This window comes from Massilia sp. IC2-477 (genome assembly GCF_020707265.1).
Taxonomy (GTDB): domain Bacteria; phylum Pseudomonadota; class Gammaproteobacteria; order Burkholderiales; family Burkholderiaceae_D; genus Telluria.
In genome coordinates, this window is sequence record NZ_JAJFEQ010000010.1 from 118,270 (window position 1) to 133,542 (window position 15,273).

Sequence of the window (15,273 nt, forward strand, 5' to 3'; positions counted from 1 at the left end):
GCGGAAATCCGCCCACCCTACGGACGGCGCTGCCAGAGCATCCAGCGTTCCTTGCCCGCGAAGATAGGGATCGAATCGCCAACTTCCGCATTCTCGACAAGATCGAAGTACGGGGCCAGCAACACCTCCAGCTCTCCCCGCTCGATCCCAAAAGGCGGACCTTTTACCGTCTGGTCAAAAAAGAAGAAGCCGCCCAGCCTGCCGCCCGGCGCCAGCAGCTCAGCCCAGCGCGCCGCGACCCGCGGCCGCATGCCTGGGGGCAGCGCGCACAGGAAGGCGCATTCGTAGATGAAGTCGAGCGGCCGGTCCGGCTGCCAGGCGAAGAAATCCGCTTCCCGCACCCGCTCGCCCCACTGCCCGGCCAGCGCCGTGGCGCGCGCAACGGCCTGCGGGGCGAAGTCGATCGCGGTGGCTTCCCAGCCGGCCTGGCACAGGTGGACCAGTTCGTAGGCACTGCCGCAGCCGGGAATCAAGGCCGTCAGGGGCCGCGGGCTGGCGGCGACGAAATCGCGCAGCGCCTGCGGCACGCCGCCGCGGTCCCAGGGGGTGAACGATGTGGCGAAGCGCTCGTCCCAGAACTGCGGACTGAGCGGATCACGGCTGGCAAAGCTGGGCGGATCAGCCGCCATGCATCAGGCCGTAGCCGGCAGCGATGCTGCCCGCCAGGACCACCACGCCTGCCAGGAAGACCAGCAGGCGGTTGGTGCGGCGCTGTTCCAGCACCACCATCGCCAGCAGGTCGGTCTGCGACACCGGCTGGCCGTGGTGGGTCGTGGTAATGCTGGAATGGGCCTGGCGTTCCAGCGCCTGGTGCACCAGGCGCGGCAGTTGCGGGAAGATGTGGGCATAGCGCGGCGCTTCGGCGCGCAGGCGCTCGACGAATCCCTGCCACCCCATCTGTTCGGACATCCAGCGCTCGAGGTGCGGCCTGGCGGTTTTCCACAGGTCGAGGTCGGGGTCGAGCTGGCGGCCCAGGCCTTCGATGTTGAGCAGGGTCTTCTGCAGCAGCACCAGTTGCGGCTGGACCTCGACGTTGAAGCGGCGCGAAGTCTGGAACAGGCGCAGCAGGATCTGGCCGAAGGAAATGTCCTTCAATGGACGGTCGAAGATCGGCTCGCAGCAGGCGCGCACTGCCGATTCCAGTTCGTCGACGCGGGTGTCGCGCGGCGCCCAGCCCGATTCGATGTGGGCTTCGGCCACGCGCTTGTAGTCGCGGCGGAAGAAGGCCAGGAAGTTCTGCGACAGGTAATCCTTGTCGAAATCGTTCAGGGTGCCGACGATGCCGAAGTCGAGCGCGATGTAGCGGCCGAAGGTTTCCTTCTCGACCGAGACCAGGATGTTCCCCGGGTGCATGTCGGCGTGGAAGAAGCCGTCGCGGAAGACCTGGGTGAAGAAGATCTCGACGCCGTCGCTCGACAGTTTTTTCAGGTCCACGCCCTCGGCAGCCAGGCGGTCGATCTGCGACACCGGGATGCCGCGCATGCGTTCCATGACGATCACGCTGCTCGAGCAATAGTCCCAATACATCTCGGGGACCATCAAGAGGTTCGAGTCGGCGAAGTTGCGGCGCAGCTGGCTGGCGTTGGCCGCTTCGCGCATCAGGTCGAGTTCGTCGTGCAGGTATTTGTCGAACTCGGCGACCACTTCGCGCGGCTTCAGGCGGCGGCTCTCAGCCCACACCTTCTCGATCAGGCCGGCAGCCATGTCCATCAGCGCCAGGTCTTCGTCGATGGTCTTGCGCATGCCGGGACGCAGCACTTTCACAGCGACTTCCAGCCCGTTCTTCAGGGTCGCGAAGTGCACCTGGGCGATCGAGGCCGAAGCCACCGGCACCCGGTCGAAGCTGGCGAAGAGCTGGTCGGGATGGGCGCCGAGCGCCTCGGTGATCTGGGCCACCGCCAGGTCGGAATCGAAAGGCGGCACCCGGTCCTGCAGCAGCGACAGCTCGTCGGCAATGTCTTGCGGCATCAGGTCGCGCCGGGTCGACAGCACCTGGCCGAACTTGATGAAGATCGGGCCCAGCTCTTCCAGCGCCATGCGCAGGCGGATGGCGCGCGGCGAGGTGATGCGGCGCCAGAAGAACACGGTATTCATGAAGCGCGCGGTCCGCGGGGCATGCAGGCTGGTGACCGCGATTTCGTCGAGACCGTACTTGGTCGCGACGGCCAGGATTTTCAGCAGGCGCAGGAATTTCAATATCATCAGTTATCCGGACTCAGTATCAGGCTCGGTGCAGCGCTCTGCGCGAGGCGCTGCTCCAGTCGGGCGATGCGCTTGGCGGTGCGCTCGACGTCGTCACGCAGCCGCACCACGTCGGCCGCGAATTCGTTGACCGCACTCGGGCGGACCAGGACCGGCCGCTCTTCCAGCAGGAATTCGGCCACATTCTCGGCCAGGCGGCGGCCGGCGCCGAGCACGCCATTGGCGGCGCCGCGCGTGCCCTGCACCAGGTGGCGCGCGCCGAGCGGGCCGACGATGCGTTCCAGGTCGTACTCGGCATCCCAGCGCAGGCCTTTCGACAGCGAGGAGATGGTATTGGCGAACTCGGCGTCGCCTTCGATCTTCACGTAGGAAAAGGCGCGGTCGCGGTTCTGGGCGATCAGCGGCAGGTCGCTCAGCTTGACGCGGATGGTCACGCTCGGGCGGCTATCGGCCGTACCGGCTTCGAGCATGCCGTCGCGCGCCACGCGCAGGCGCAGCTCGAGCTGGCCCATGTCGATGCAGGCTTCCTTGCCGGCATGACGGACGAGCGCTTCCCGCGCCCAGGGCTCCTGGGCGAGCAGATGGTTGATCGTGGCAACGGCGGGCGTCGCCAGCATGGCGGAACTCGGGAACATGGCAGCGAACATCAAACGCGTGTTAATCAAAAAAAACCGCCCGGGGTTAAGTCGGGCGGTTCGATCTTACCAGTTTGCCGGGTACAAACCCGGCAGCACAGGAATTATCTGAAAAATAATTACGCCACCTGTTGAATGCCGGCCAGTACCCAACCGCCTTGGCCATTCAGTGGCTTGGACATGTTCCACACTTCCACGAAAGGCTCGGCCGGTGCGTTCTGGGCAGTACGGATCATGCCGTTGAACTGCACGCTGGCCAGGTAGTCGGTGGCGGTGGTCTCGATGCCCAGCAGCTGGCCCTCGATCGACACCACGTCGGTGAAGTCGGTGGCGCCATTGCGCTCCTGGATCTGCATCTTCAGCTCGGCGAACACTTCCGGCGTGGTGAACTCGCGCAGGTCGTTGGTATCGCCACGGTCCCAGGCGGCCTGCATGCGGATGAACGAGGCTTTCGCATGGCGCAGGAAGGCGTCCTGGTCGAAGTCGCCCGGCACACCCCACTGGTTGTGCATGACCGGTGCGGCGGCGCCCGGCTTGTTCAGCGACACGCCGCTGCTGCCGAAGCCATTGTTCTGGAAGCCAGCCGGCTGGCGCAGGCCAGAGCCGATCTCCGGCGTGGCCGCGCCATTGCCCGCATAGCTGTTCGGGCTGGCGCCGGCCGGCACCGGGTTGGTGTAGCCGCCACCGAAGGCCGGGTTGGCCGGGGTGTCCTTGCGGCGGAACATGCGCACCACGAACAGTACGGCCAGCACCAGGAGGCCGATCATGAGGATCGCCGAGATCGCGCTCGCCAGCGCGCCGCCGATGCCGAAGTGCGACAGCAGCGCGCCCAGGCCGAGGCCCAGCAGGGCGCCGCCCAGGATGCCCTTCCACATGCCGGAGCGCTGGGTGGTGCGCGCCGCGGCGGCGGCACCAGCGGCGCCGGCGGTGGCCGGCACGGCGCTCGGTGCACGCTGCTGCTGGAAGCCCGGCGTCGGCGCAGGCGCCGGGGCCGGCATCTGGCGCACAGCCTGCGACTGGCGGCCGAAGGAACGCTTGCTGCCCATCGGGCGGGCGGTGGCTTCCGCGATCATCGAGACCGCGGTAATTGCCAGGACCATCGTTGCCACGAATTTTTTCATCTCTGCTTCCTTACAATTTAATGCCAGTGTGCAATGCGGCCACACCCGCCGTCAGGTTGTGATACTGGACCCGCTCCAGTCCCGCATCCAGCATCATGGACTTCAGGGTTTCCTGGTCCGGATGCATGCGGATCGATTCCGCCAGATAACGGTAGCTTTCGGCGTCGCCGGCGATCTTCTGGCCCAGCCACGGCAGCACCGAGAACGAATACAGGTCGTAGGGCTTCTGCAGCGGCGCGATGACCTTCGAGAACTCGAGCACCAGCAGCTTGCCGCCGGGCTTCAGGACGCGGCGCATTTCCGCCAGTGCCTGGTCCTTGTGGGTCATGTTGCGCAGGCCGAAGGCCACGCTGACGCGGTCGAAGTAATTGTCCGGGAACGGCAGCTTCTCGGCGTCACACAACAAAGTTGGGGTCACCAGGCCCTTATTCAATAGTCTATCCCGGCCCACGCGCAGCATCGACTCGTTGATGTCGGTGAGCCAGACCTCGCCGGTGCGCCCCGCCTGCTTGGCGAAGGCCTTGGCCAGGTCACCGGTGCCGCCGGCGATGTCGAGCACCTTGAAACCGGGGCGCACGCCCGCCTGCGCGATGGTGAACATCTTCCAGGCGCGGTGCAGGCCAGCCGACATCAGGTCGTTCATGACGTCGTATTTCGAGGCGACCGAATGGAAGACCTTGGCGACTTCCTGGACCTTCTGGTCCTCGGCGACGGTCTTGTAGCCGAAGTGGGTGGTATTCGTCATATGAGCAGGCAGGTTGGGGTTGCCACATTATACAAGGTGGCCGGAAACGGCCGCGCCGTGGCGGCAGCACACGATTGGCAAGCTTTCAGAAATAACAATTGCCTCTTGTATAATCATCAGATTGCACAGATTTGCCTGCAACCGCCTCCATGCGCATCCGTACCCGCCTGCTGATCCTGGTTCTCTCGATCCTGGTGCCCTCCTTCATTGCGGCGGCGCTGGCGGTAAGCTACGTCTATCGCGAGGAGCAGAAGTCGCAGACCCAGAGCGTGGCTGAAGCCACGCGCGGCTTCGCCATGCTGGTCGACAACGAGCTGCGCGGGCGCGCAGCGATCCTGCGCACCCTGGCCGAGTCACCGACGCTACGCGACGACCGCCTCGACAAGTTCTACGATTACGCCCGGCGCGTGGCGCCGGGACGCGAGTCGGTCATCGTGCTGAGCGATCTGGAGGGACGCCAGCTGGTCAATACCCGCCAGGCCTTCGGCGCGGCACTGCCGCAACGGCGCTCGTCGAACATCGGTGCGCTGATGCAGCGCGACGGCGCCGACCGCACCCATGTTTCCGACCTGTTCATGGCGCCGATCGGAAAACGCTACGACTATACGATCCAGGTACCGGTCCGGATCGACGGCGCCACCCGCTACTACCTCCTGATGGGTGTGAACGTGGCCACCCTGCAACCGCTGCTCGACCGCCAGGACTTTCGCAGCGACTGGACCGCAACCGTCGTCGACCGCGCTGGCGTGGTGCTGGCCCGTTCGCGCCAGCCGGAACAGTTCGTCGGCAAACAGGTGCGCGCCTACAGCCGCAACCTGATCAACGCTACAAAGGAAGGGGTATACGAAAGCCGCACCCTGGATGGCATCGACGTGCGCGCCTTCTTCAGCACCGTGCCCTCGGCAGAATGGAAAGTGCTGGTCAGCATTCCCGTGAGCGAGATCCGGCGCGTGCCGCTGCAGGCGGCCGCCATGCTGGCCAGCCTGATGACGGCCCTGCTGGCGGCCGGCCTGCTGGCCGCGCGTTCGCTGGGACGACGGGCCATCGGCCCGATCGAATACCTGGGCCGCAGCGCCGATGCGCTCGGCCAGGGCAAGGAACTGGGCTACGAAGCGCAGGGCCTGGCCGAGATCGACAACGTCGCGGCGCGCATGGCCGACGCCTCGCGCCAGATCCGCCAGTCGCAGGACGAACTCGAGCGCCGCGTGACCGAGGCGGTGGCCGCCACCGAACGCGCGCAGGGCGCCCTGCTCAAGTCGCAGAAGCTGGAAGCGCTGGGCCGTCTGACCGGCGGCATCGCGCACGAATTCAACAACCTGCTGCAGACCCTGAGCACGGCGCTGCAGCTGGCCGACATGAAGAACCGGGACGACAAGGTGCGCGGCCTGATCCAGACCTGCAAGAAGACCGTGCAGCGCGCCACAGCCCTCACCGGCCAGCTCGGTTCCTTCGGCCGCATCCAGGAAGCGCGCCGCGAAACGGTCGACGCCTGCCAGCAGCTGCGCAGCGCGCGCCAGCTGATGAGCGGCGCCCTGCGCGCGGACATCGAACTGCAGATCGAGTGCGACGAGCCGGCCTGGCCTGTGCTGGTCGAGCCCCTGCAGTTCGACCTTGCCCTGCTGAACCTGGCGGTGAATGCGCGCGACGCCATGCCCTCCGGCGGCGTGCTGCGCATCGAGGCGCGCAACCTGACCCTGGCGCAGCCGCCGGGCCAGCTGGCGCCGGGCGACTACGTACGGGTATCGGTAAGCGACACCGGCAGCGGCATGGCGCCCGAGGTGCTGGCGCGCGCGCTCGACCCCTTCTACACCACCAAGAGCCAGGGCCAGGGCACCGGCCTCGGGCTGCCGCAGGCCTATGCCTTCGCGCTGCAGTCGCAGGGCCTCTTGCAGCTCGACAGCACGCCCGGCCACGGCACCCGGGTCGAGATCTACCTGCCGCGCGCCCCACAGCCGGCGGCCACACCGGGCGCTGCGCCGACCCACGCGCCCCTGCCGCGCGGGCGCGGCAGCGTGCTGTTCGTCGAGGACGACGCACTGGTGCGCGAAGCGGTCGCGCATGCGCTCGAGGAAGCCGGCTTCGAGGTGCTGGTCGCCCACGACGGCGAACAGGCGGTCGCCCTGCTCGACGCCGGCGCCCGGCCCGCCGTGGTGTTTTCCGACATCGTCATGCCGGGCACGGTCAGCGGCATCGACCTGGCCGCCATCGTGCGCCAGCGCGATCCCGCGCTGCCGGTGGTGCTAGCTACCGGATATACCGAAAAACAGCCTTCCCTGCCCGGGGTCCAGGTCCTGGCCAAGCCCTACCCGATCGAACGCCTGGTGGCCCTGCTGGCGAGCGTTTCCGCATACCCCAATTGAGGTAAATACTGTAAGGCATTGATTCCTGTAGGAATTTATGCGATGCGGATTACCAACTCTACAATATTTGTGCGCCCAAAAGCCTTAGGTTCTGGTTAAATGTACCTAAAGCGGTGTCGGAGAATCCGGCAAATCCCTCCCAGTGTTTTTCTTACAGAATGCTTGGGAGTCCGGCCGACAGCGTGGCCTGCATTACCGGTATAACGAATAACAACGAGGTCAATGTGTCGGTCAAACGACTCTTATGCATTACGAATGAGGGGAACGCGGGCGTGCGCTCGGCCTGCGGCGATTTGCAGGGCTGGGACGTGTGCATCGTGGACAGTATCCAGGCTGCGCGCAAGGTGCTGGCACAGCAGCACTATCCGGTTGGCCTGCTGTTCGACGGCGACGGCAGCCTCGAGCACGACGACACCGACCGTTTCCTGCAGCAGCATCACCAGGTGCGCTGGATCGGTGTCTTCAATGTCGATCTGCTGCACCGGCCGCAGTTGCGCCATGCCATTGCAAATCACTTGTACGATTTCCACACGCGTCCGGTCGACACGGTACGGCTGCATCACTCGCTCGGCCACGCCCATGGCATGGCGATGCTGGCGAGATCGACGCCAGCGCACCTGAGGACGGCCACCACGCGCCGCATCGATGGCCAGTCTGTCGCGATCCGACGCCTGCGCGCCCATATCGACAAGATCGCGGCGGTCGACGCGCCGGTGCTGATCTCCGGTGAAAGCGGCAGCGGCAAGGAACTGGCGGCGCAGGAAATCCATGCCCAGTCGCCTCGTGCAGGTGGGCCATTTATCGCCATCAACTGCGCGGCGATTCCACCCTCGCTGATCCATTCCGAACTGTTCGGTTATGAACGTGGAGCCTTTACCGGCGCCGCCAAGGACAAGCCTGGCCTGATCGAGGCAGCCTCCGGCGGCAGCATCTTCCTGGACGAGATCGGCGACCTGCCGCTCGACCTCCAGGCCAGCCTGCTGCGCTTCTTGCAGGAACGCACGATCTACCGTGTCGGCGGCACCCGGACGGTGGCGGTCGATGCGCGTGTGATCGCCGCCAGCCACGTCGACCTGCCGAAGGCGGTGGCCGAAGGGCGCTTCCGCGAAGACCTGTACTACCGTCTGAGCGTGTTCCCGATCCGCGTGCCGCCGCTGCGCGAGCGCAAGGACGACCTGCCGATGCTGACCGAGATCATCTTCAACAAGTATGCGGACGAGAAAAGCCCGCAACTGAAGGGCATCAGCAAGCAGGCGCTGCGCGCCATGGCCCAGCATGACTGGCCGGGCAATATCCGCGAACTGATCAACCGCATGCGGCGCGCCATGGTGCTGGCCGAGAACCGCCTGATCATGCCGGAAGACCTGGAGCTGGCGCCGCAGGAAGACGCCATCATCCTGCGCGAAGGCCTGGACAACTCGCGCGGCAGCGCCGAACGTACCGCTATCTGGAACAGCCTGGCCAAGTGCGGCAACAACATCAGCCAGGCGGCGCGCGACCTCGGTGTCTCGCGCATGACGCTGTACCGCCTGATGGCCAAGCATTCCATCGCGCCTTGACCCGTCCGGGTTCCCTCCTCATTTCCTACATACACATCCAAGCGCCCTAGCGGCGCTTGGGGGCGTTCGCCCCGCATGCTGTTACAGCTTGATACAGTCTGGTGACAATTTACTCCGAAGTGTCACAGCCTTGAGACAGGCTTTCGTTCACTAGTTGAATCGCCCCATCAATTCAGTCCTACAAACTTGCTGAGCATAAAAATGCTCAGGCTAATCAAGGACTTGGGGGTGGAATTAGAAGCTGGCACGCAACCTGCTAGAGCGTACATGGACCGGCCTGACACGACGCCGGGCATTTCAACTTTCAGTGACACATAAAGGGGAGTAACAGATGAAGCGCACACTTCTGGCGACCGCGATCGCACTGGCATTCGGCATGGCCCACGCACAAGATGGCAACACGGCCGGCGACGTCCGCCGTGGCAATAACCAGACTCAAACCACTGACCAGAGCAACAACTCGGATAACCGCGATTCCTCGGGCCAGAACCGTAGCAGCGGCGACGCCCGGGCAAGCGCTGCAGGCGCCGCCTCGGCCAACAACAACGGCAACGCCTCCTCCTCGGTCACCGGTTCGTACAACACCTCGACCGCCAGCTCGATCAGCACCCTGGAAGGCCGTGCAGCGAACAACACCGTCAACACCATCGGCAACTACGCCGAGAACGGCGCAGCCGCAAGCGGCGCGGCAGGCACCGGCGCGGAAGGCGGTAGCGCCAACGGCGGCAACGCCAATGGCAACAACGGCGGCGACAGCGGCGCAGCGCGCGGCGGCAACGGCGCCGCGGGCGGCGACGGCGGCAACGCCACCAGCGGCGCCTCGACCAGCGGCAACGCTTCGGCTGCCGCGGCACGCGGCGGTGAAGGCGGTGCCGGCGGCACCACCGGCAATGCCCGTACCGGCGCCGGCGGCGACGGCGCCATGGGCGGCGACGGCGGCCGCGGTGCGGCAGGCGGCACCGGCGGCCGTGGCGCGGCAGGCGGCACCGGCGGCGAAGGCGGCGGCGGCAACCTGGGCGGCAACGGCGCCGCAGGCGGCGACGGCGGCCGCGGCGGCAACGCGGACGCTACCGGCGGCCGTGGCGGCAATTCGACGGCCACCGGCGGTATTGGCGGCAACGGCGATGCTACCGGCGGCGCAGGCGGCGCAGGCGGCGCGGGCGGTGCCGGCAGCGGCGGCGCGGGTGGCGACGGCATGGGCGGCGCAGGCGGCTCGAGCGGCCGTGTGGCAGGCGGCAATGGCGGCGGCAACGCCGACGTGAACGGCGGCTCCGGCAGCGCCGGCGGCACCTCGAACGGCATCGGCGGCGCCGGCGGTACGGGTGGCGAAGGCGGCGCTGGAGGCGCCAGCGGCAGCGCCACCGGCTCGGGCCAGGGCGCCAACAGCAACGCGAGCAGCGGCAGCGCCGGCAGCGGCGCCAACACCGCGACCGGCGGCGGCAGCAGCGGCGGCGAAGGTAGCGGCGGCGGCAACGCGGACACCAACAGCGGCGGCGCCACCTCGGGCACCGCCACCGGCGGCGCCGCGACCAACACGGCAGGCGCATCCACCTCGGGCGAAGGCGGCGCCGGCGCGGCAGGCGGCAACGGCGCTGCGGGCGGCGAAGGCAGCTCGACCGGCGGCGCGGGCGCGGCCGGCGGTGCTGCCAGCGGCGGCCAGGGCGGCGCAGGCGGCAGCCTGTCGGGCACCGGCGGTGAAGGCGCCACCGGCACCGGCGGCACCGGCGCGACCGGCACCGGCGGCAGCGGCGCAGCAGGCGCAGCCGGCGGCGAAGGCGGCTCGACCGGCGGCGCAGGCGCAGCCGGCACCTCGACCGGCGGCGCAGGCGCCGAAGGCACCTCCACCGGCGGCGCAGGCGCAGCCGGCGGTACCGGCGGTGCGGGCGCTGAAGGCGGTGCCGGCGGCACCGGCGCGGCAGGCGGCGAAGGCGGTGCCGGCGCGGCAGGCGGCACGGGTGGTTCCGGCGCGGCAGGCGGCACCGGCGGCGCAGGCGGCGCCAGCGGCGCTGCTTCCAACACCGCTGGTGAAGGCGGCGCAGGCGGCGAAGCCACCGGCGGCAGCGCGACCAGCGGCTCGGCTACCTCGGGCGGTGCAACCGGCGGCAACGGCGCTGCCGGCGGTGCAGGCGGCAGCAACACCTCGGGTGAAGGCGGCGCAGGCGGCGCCAACACCGGCGGCGCTGCCACCGGCGGCAACGGCGGTTCGGGTACCGGCGGCAACGGCGGCAGCCAGGACGTGAGCACCGGCGCCTTCAACATGTCGAACGCAATGTCGGGCGTCGCCCAGACCGCTGCCGGCGTGTCGGTGATCAGCCAGAACGGCGGCTTCACCTCGCTGGTCCAGCAGAGCGTCAACGTTCAGTCGAACATGAACGTCGGCCAGTAACAGCACGACGGCCGCACGGCGCCAGCCGTGTGGCTTCCGATGCCGCAGGCCTGCGCCTGCGGCCATCACGGAGCGGGACCTTGCGTCCCGCTTTGTCATCTTCGGCAAATCCTGCCTGCTTTCCGCACGCCTGCCCTGGCGCCGCAAGCCACTTTTCCCCGCCAATCGGCTTCAGCTTTTCCTACATCCTCGCAGCAAGCGTTCTGAACACCTCAGCTCCCCATCCCCTTGGCCCTGTTACAGCTTGATACAGTCTGGTGACGGTTACGTTACAAGTGTCACAAGATTGAGACAAGGTTTTTCGAAGATGTTGTACTGCCCCATCAATCCAGTCCTACAAGCTTGCTCAGCATAAAAATAGGCAGATTAATCAAAGACTTGCAAACGCTTCGCGAGCTGGCACGCAAACTGCTAAAGGGATAAGTGGACCGGTGGCATAGGACGCCGGGCATTTCAACTTTTCAGTGACACACAAAGGGGAGTAACAGATGAAGCGCACACTTCTGGCGACCGCGATCGCACTGGCTTTCGGCATGGCCCAGGCACAAGACACGCAAGGACAAGCCGGCAACTCCGCTGGCGAAGTCCGCGGCGGCAATACCCAAACTCAAACCACTGACCAGAGCAACAACTCGGACAACCGCAATTCCTCGGGCCAGAACCGCAGCACCGGAAACGCGAATGCCAGCGAAGTGGCTGCAGCCGCTGCCAATAACAACAGCACCTCGACTTCCAGCGTCGACAGCTCGTTCAACAATTCGAGCGCTACCGCGACCAGCAACCTGACCGGCACGGTCACCGGCAACAACATCAATAACATCGGCAACAGCGCCGTCAACAACGGCAACGCCAACGGCGCTGCCGGTAACGGCGCAGCCGGCGGCGACGCCACCGGCGGCAATGCCCGCGGCGGCGACGGCGGCGCAAGCGGCGCGGCACGCGGCGCCAACGGCGCCATGGGCGGCGCAGGCGCAACCGGCCGCAGCGGCGAAGCCACCAGCGGCGCCTCGGATGTGGGCGCAGCCAACGGCGGCGCAGGCGGCGCCGGCGGCGATACCGGCAATGCACGCACCGGCGCAGGCGGCTCGGGCGCTGCCGGCGGCATGGGCGGCAACGGCGCCGCAGGCGGCGACGGCGGCCGCGGCGCAGCTGGCGGCATCGGCGGCTCGGGCGGCGGCGGCAACACCGGCGGCGCCGGCGCTGCAGGCGGCATGGGCGGCAACGGCGGCACCTCGACCGCAACCGGCGGCCGTGGCGGCAATGCCGACGCAATGGGCGGCAACGGCGGCATGTCGACCGCGACCGGCGGCAACGGCGCACGTGGCGGCGAAGCCGGCAGCGGCACCGGCGCCAACGGCGGCATGTCCACCGGCGGCACCGGCGGCGACGCCGGCAACCTGAATGGCGGCAACGGCGGCGGCAACGGCACCGTGACCGCAGGCAGCGGCGGCAGCGGCGGCGGTTCGAGCGCCGGCGGCGGCAGCGGCGCCGCGGGCGGCATGGGCGGCACGGGCGGCACCAGCGGCGCGGCAACCGGCTCGGGCCAGGGCGCAACCGGCACCGCCAGCACTGCAGGCGCCGGCACCGGCGGGAACATGGCCAACGCCGGCTCGAGCGGCATGTCGGGCGAGACCGGCGGCGGCATGGGCGGCGCAGCCACCTCGAACAGCGGCGAAGCCACCTCGGGCGCTGCCAGCACCGGCACCGTCTCGAACACTGCAGGTGATGCGAGCTCCGGCGCAGGCGGCGCAGGCGCAGCCGGCGGCGCAGGTGGTTCGGGCGCTGCAGGCACCTCGACCGGCGGCGCAGGCGCTGCAGGCGGCACCGGCACCGGCGGCACCGCCGGCAACGGCGCAGCCCTGACCGGCACCGGCGGCGCAGGCGGCGCAGGCACCGGCGGCGCAGGTGGCGCAGGCACCGGCGGCGAAGGCGGCGCAGGCGGCGCAGGCGCAGCCGGCACCGCAACCGGCGGCGCAGGCGCAGAAGGCAGCTCGACTGCCGGCGCTGGCGCAGCAGGCAGCTCGACCGGCGGCGCCGGCGCAGCTGGCGGCGAAGGCGGCACGGGCGGTGCGGGCGGTGCCGGCGGCGCCGGCGCAGCAGGCGGCGCAGGCGGCTCGGGCGCAACCGGCGGCAACGGCGGCTCGGGCGCAACGGGTGGCAACGGCGGTTCGGGCGCAGCCAGCGGCGGCGCATCGAATGCCAGCGGCGCAGGCGCAGCAGGCGGCTCGGCCACCGGCGGCACCTCGACCAGCGGCTCGGCTACCTCGGGCGAAGCGACTGGCGGCGCCGGCGGTGAAGGCGGCGCAGGCGGCAGCAACACCTCGGGCGCCGGCGGCGCAGGCGGCACCAGCACCGGCGGCGAAGCCATGGGCGGCGCAGGCGGCGCGGGCACCGGCGGCAACGGCGGCACCCAGAGCGTGAGCACCGGCGCCTTCGACATGTCGAACACCATGTCGAACATCGCCCAGGGTGCTGCAGGCGTCTCGGTGATCAGCCAGAACAACGGCTTCTCGTCGCTGATCCAGCAGAGCGTCAACGTTCAGTCGAACATGAACGTCGGCCAGTAATTTCGGCAGTAACCGCCGCGCGGCATCGGTCGCGCGGCGGTTTTTCCGCACCCGAGGGGAGATTTTATGAAACCTGTGTACCGATTCGTGCTGGCGACGCTGGTCGCGCTCCCGCTGGCGGTCCAGGCCGCCGAGCCGGAGAAACTGCCGGTCAAGATCAGCTTCCTGACCGAGGTGAAGGTGGCGCCGGAACGCGAAGCCGCCGATGCCTGGGGCGAAGCCGCCTCCACCGAACGCCTGGGCCGCACCAGCGGCAAGGACGACACCGTCCACACCGAAGCGGTGCTGGGAGGTACGGTGGGCAACAACACCGCGGTCAACACCGTGAGCGGCAACAACGTCATCGACAGCGGTTCCTTCGCCAACGCGCAAGGCATTCCGATGGTGATCCAGAACAGTGGTTCGAACGTGCTGATCCAGAGCGCCACCGTCATCAACCTGCGTCTGCAATAGCAAGAAGGCTTTATGAAAACGTTTGTCGCCATCTCTGCCGCCGTGTGCGGCATGCTGCTGGCACCGGGGTGTCCGGCGTCGAGCATCGAGCTGGCCGTCGGCCAGCGCGCCACGGTGCCGGTCACCTCACTCAAGGACCTCAAGTTCCGCAAGACCACCCGCCAGCAGTTCGACTTCAGCTGCGGCTCGGCCGCGCTGGCCACCCTGCTGACCTACCACTACGGTACGCCGGTGACCGAAAAGGAAGTCTTCGAAAAGATGTTCCTGACCGGGGACCAGGCCAAGATCCGCCAGCAAGGCTTTTCCATGCTCGACATGAAGCGCTACCTGGCGACCCGCGGCTTCGTCGGCGACGGCTTCCAGCAGCCGCTCGACAAGCTGCTCGAGGCCAAGCTGCCAGCGATCGTCCTGATTACCGACCGCGGCTACAACCATTTCGTCGTGATCAAGGGCGCCGAAGACGGCCGCATCCTGCTCGGCGACCCGTCCAGCGGCGCGCGTTCGGTGACGCGCGAGCGCTTCATGGAGCTATGGGCCAACAAGCTGCTGTTCGTGGTGCATAAGTACCCGGGCAAGACCGTGGCCTTCAACGGCGCCGACGACTGGCGCTCCGCCCCGCGTGCGCCGCTCGGCACCGGCATCAACAACGAACAATACAGCCAGAGCCTGCCGAAATTCGGCCCTAGCGACTTTTGAAAGGATCAGCCATGCACTGGCTCATACACGCATGCCGGGCCCTCGCGGCCACGCTGCTGGCCGGAGCCTGCAGTGCGGCCCTGGCGCAGGACAAAACCGCGGTCATCGGTGCCGACGAATGGGCGCCGGTCGATACCGCCACCCTCGACGGTGCGCGCGGCGGTTTCGAGACCCCGGGCGGCCTTGCCATCTCGCTCGGCATCGAGCGGGTGGTCTCGATCAATGGCGAAGTGCTGTCGCGCACCAATGTCGCGATTCCCGACGTGAGCAACATGACGGCCGCGCAGGTCGCGGCAGCCAGCGAAGCCCTCGGTACCGCCCGCCTGATCCAGGTCGGCGGCAACAATTTCGGACCTGGCGACCTCGGCCTGGGCAACGGCGCCACCCTGGTCCAGAACAGCCTCGACAACCAGGCCATCCTGGCCCAGACCACGATCAGCTCGACCGTCAACAGCATGGCCCTGATCAAAGACCTTAATTTTCACTCAACAATTCGTGATGCAATCGTGCGCTCGGCAGGAAGCCTGTAGCATTGCAATATTATTAATC

The 15,273-nt window shown here is 67.8% G+C and carries 12 protein-coding genes; 7 read left to right on the forward strand and 5 right to left on the reverse strand.

What is annotated here, in order from left to right:
- Positions 1-17: 17 nt before the first annotated feature.
- The 5 genes from LK542_RS19550 to ubiE all read right to left on the reverse strand — a co-directional run bounded on the left by LK542_RS19550 (position 18) and on the right by ubiE (position 4,703).
- Positions 18-629, reverse strand: a complete 612-nt coding sequence (locus LK542_RS19550) for a methyltransferase (RefSeq protein ID WP_227813241.1) — start codon at positions 627-629, stop codon at positions 18-20.
- Positions 619-2,202 (reverse strand): ubiquinone biosynthesis regulatory protein kinase UbiB, encoded by a 1,584-nt coding sequence (gene ubiB, locus LK542_RS19555; protein ID WP_227813242.1) that lies wholly within the window; start codon positions 2,200-2,202, stop codon positions 619-621. The genes LK542_RS19550 and ubiB overlap by 11 nt, the downstream gene beginning before the upstream one ends.
- On the reverse strand, positions 2,202-2,837 hold the full coding sequence (locus LK542_RS19560; protein WP_227813243.1) for an SCP2 domain-containing protein: 636 nt from the start codon (positions 2,835-2,837) through the stop codon (positions 2,202-2,204). Before LK542_RS19560 ends, ubiB begins: the two co-directional genes overlap by 1 nt.
- 119 nt (positions 2,838-2,956) lie before the next feature.
- A complete protein-coding gene (locus LK542_RS19565) occupies positions 2,957-3,958 on the reverse strand; it encodes a Tim44 domain-containing protein (RefSeq protein ID WP_227813244.1) in 1,002 nt (333 codons plus the stop codon).
- Positions 3,959-3,968: 10 nt separating this feature from the next.
- Positions 3,969-4,703, reverse strand: coding sequence for a bifunctional demethylmenaquinone methyltransferase/2-methoxy-6-polyprenyl-1,4-benzoquinol methylase UbiE (gene ubiE / locus LK542_RS19570; protein ID WP_227802736.1), 735 nt, complete (start codon positions 4,701-4,703; stop codon positions 3,969-3,971).
- A 149-nt stretch (positions 4,704-4,852) separates the two neighbouring features.
- On the opposite strand from ubiE, the gene LK542_RS19575 reads away from it, so the two are divergent.
- The 7 genes from LK542_RS19575 (at position 4,853) to LK542_RS19605 (ending at position 15,254) form a co-directional block, all read left to right on the forward strand.
- Positions 4,853-7,063, forward strand: a complete 2,211-nt coding sequence (locus tag LK542_RS19575) for an ATP-binding protein (RefSeq protein ID WP_227813245.1) — start codon at positions 4,853-4,855, stop codon at positions 7,061-7,063.
- Positions 7,064-7,287: 224 nt separating this feature from the next.
- On the forward strand, positions 7,288-8,622 hold the full coding sequence (locus LK542_RS19580) for a sigma 54-interacting transcriptional regulator (RefSeq protein ID WP_227813246.1): 1,335 nt from the start codon (positions 7,288-7,290) through the stop codon (positions 8,620-8,622).
- Between the two features lie 331 nt (positions 8,623-8,953).
- Positions 8,954-11,008 (forward strand): hypothetical protein, encoded by a 2,055-nt coding sequence (locus tag LK542_RS19585; protein ID WP_227802733.1) that lies wholly within the window; start codon positions 8,954-8,956, stop codon positions 11,006-11,008.
- Positions 11,009-11,496: 488 nt separating this feature from the next.
- Positions 11,497-13,575 (forward strand): hypothetical protein, encoded by a 2,079-nt coding sequence (locus LK542_RS24850; RefSeq protein WP_267877563.1) that lies wholly within the window; start codon positions 11,497-11,499, stop codon positions 13,573-13,575.
- 66 nt (positions 13,576-13,641) lie between these two features.
- Positions 13,642-14,028, forward strand: coding sequence for a hypothetical protein (locus LK542_RS19595; protein WP_227802732.1), 387 nt, complete (start codon positions 13,642-13,644; stop codon positions 14,026-14,028).
- A gap of 12 nt (positions 14,029-14,040) precedes the next feature.
- Complete coding sequence (locus tag LK542_RS19600; RefSeq protein ID WP_227802731.1) at positions 14,041-14,724, forward strand: C39 family peptidase; 684 nt, start codon at positions 14,041-14,043, stop codon at positions 14,722-14,724.
- A gap of 11 nt (positions 14,725-14,735) precedes the next feature.
- On the forward strand, positions 14,736-15,254 hold the full coding sequence (locus tag LK542_RS19605) for a hypothetical protein (RefSeq protein WP_227813247.1): 519 nt from the start codon (positions 14,736-14,738) through the stop codon (positions 15,252-15,254).
- Positions 15,255-15,273 lie beyond the last annotated feature (19 nt).

Coding starts and splice junctions, on each gene's coding strand:
- LK542_RS19550 (WP_227813241.1), bottom strand. CDS start 629: ATGGCGGCTGATCCGCCCAGCTTTGCCAGCCGTGATCCGCTCAGTCCG.
- ubiB (WP_227813242.1), bottom strand. CDS start 2,202: ATGATATTGAAATTCCTGCGCCTGCTGAAAATCCTGGCCGTCGCGACC.
- LK542_RS19560 (WP_227813243.1), bottom strand. CDS start 2,837: ATGTTCCCGAGTTCCGCCATGCTGGCGACGCCCGCCGTTGCCACGATC.
- LK542_RS19565 (WP_227813244.1), bottom strand. CDS start 3,958: ATGAAAAAATTCGTGGCAACGATGGTCCTGGCAATTACCGCGGTCTCG.
- ubiE (WP_227802736.1), bottom strand. CDS start 4,703: ATGACGAATACCACCCACTTCGGCTACAAGACCGTCGCCGAGGACCAG.
- LK542_RS19575 (WP_227813245.1), top strand. CDS start 4,853: ATGCGCATCCGTACCCGCCTGCTGATCCTGGTTCTCTCGATCCTGGTG.
- LK542_RS19585 (WP_227802733.1), top strand. CDS start 8,954: ATGAAGCGCACACTTCTGGCGACCGCGATCGCACTGGCATTCGGCATG.
- LK542_RS24850 (WP_267877563.1), top strand. CDS start 11,497: ATGAAGCGCACACTTCTGGCGACCGCGATCGCACTGGCTTTCGGCATG.
- LK542_RS19595 (WP_227802732.1), top strand. CDS start 13,642: ATGAAACCTGTGTACCGATTCGTGCTGGCGACGCTGGTCGCGCTCCCG.
- LK542_RS19600 (WP_227802731.1), top strand. CDS start 14,041: ATGAAAACGTTTGTCGCCATCTCTGCCGCCGTGTGCGGCATGCTGCTG.
- LK542_RS19605 (WP_227813247.1), top strand. CDS start 14,736: ATGCACTGGCTCATACACGCATGCCGGGCCCTCGCGGCCACGCTGCTG.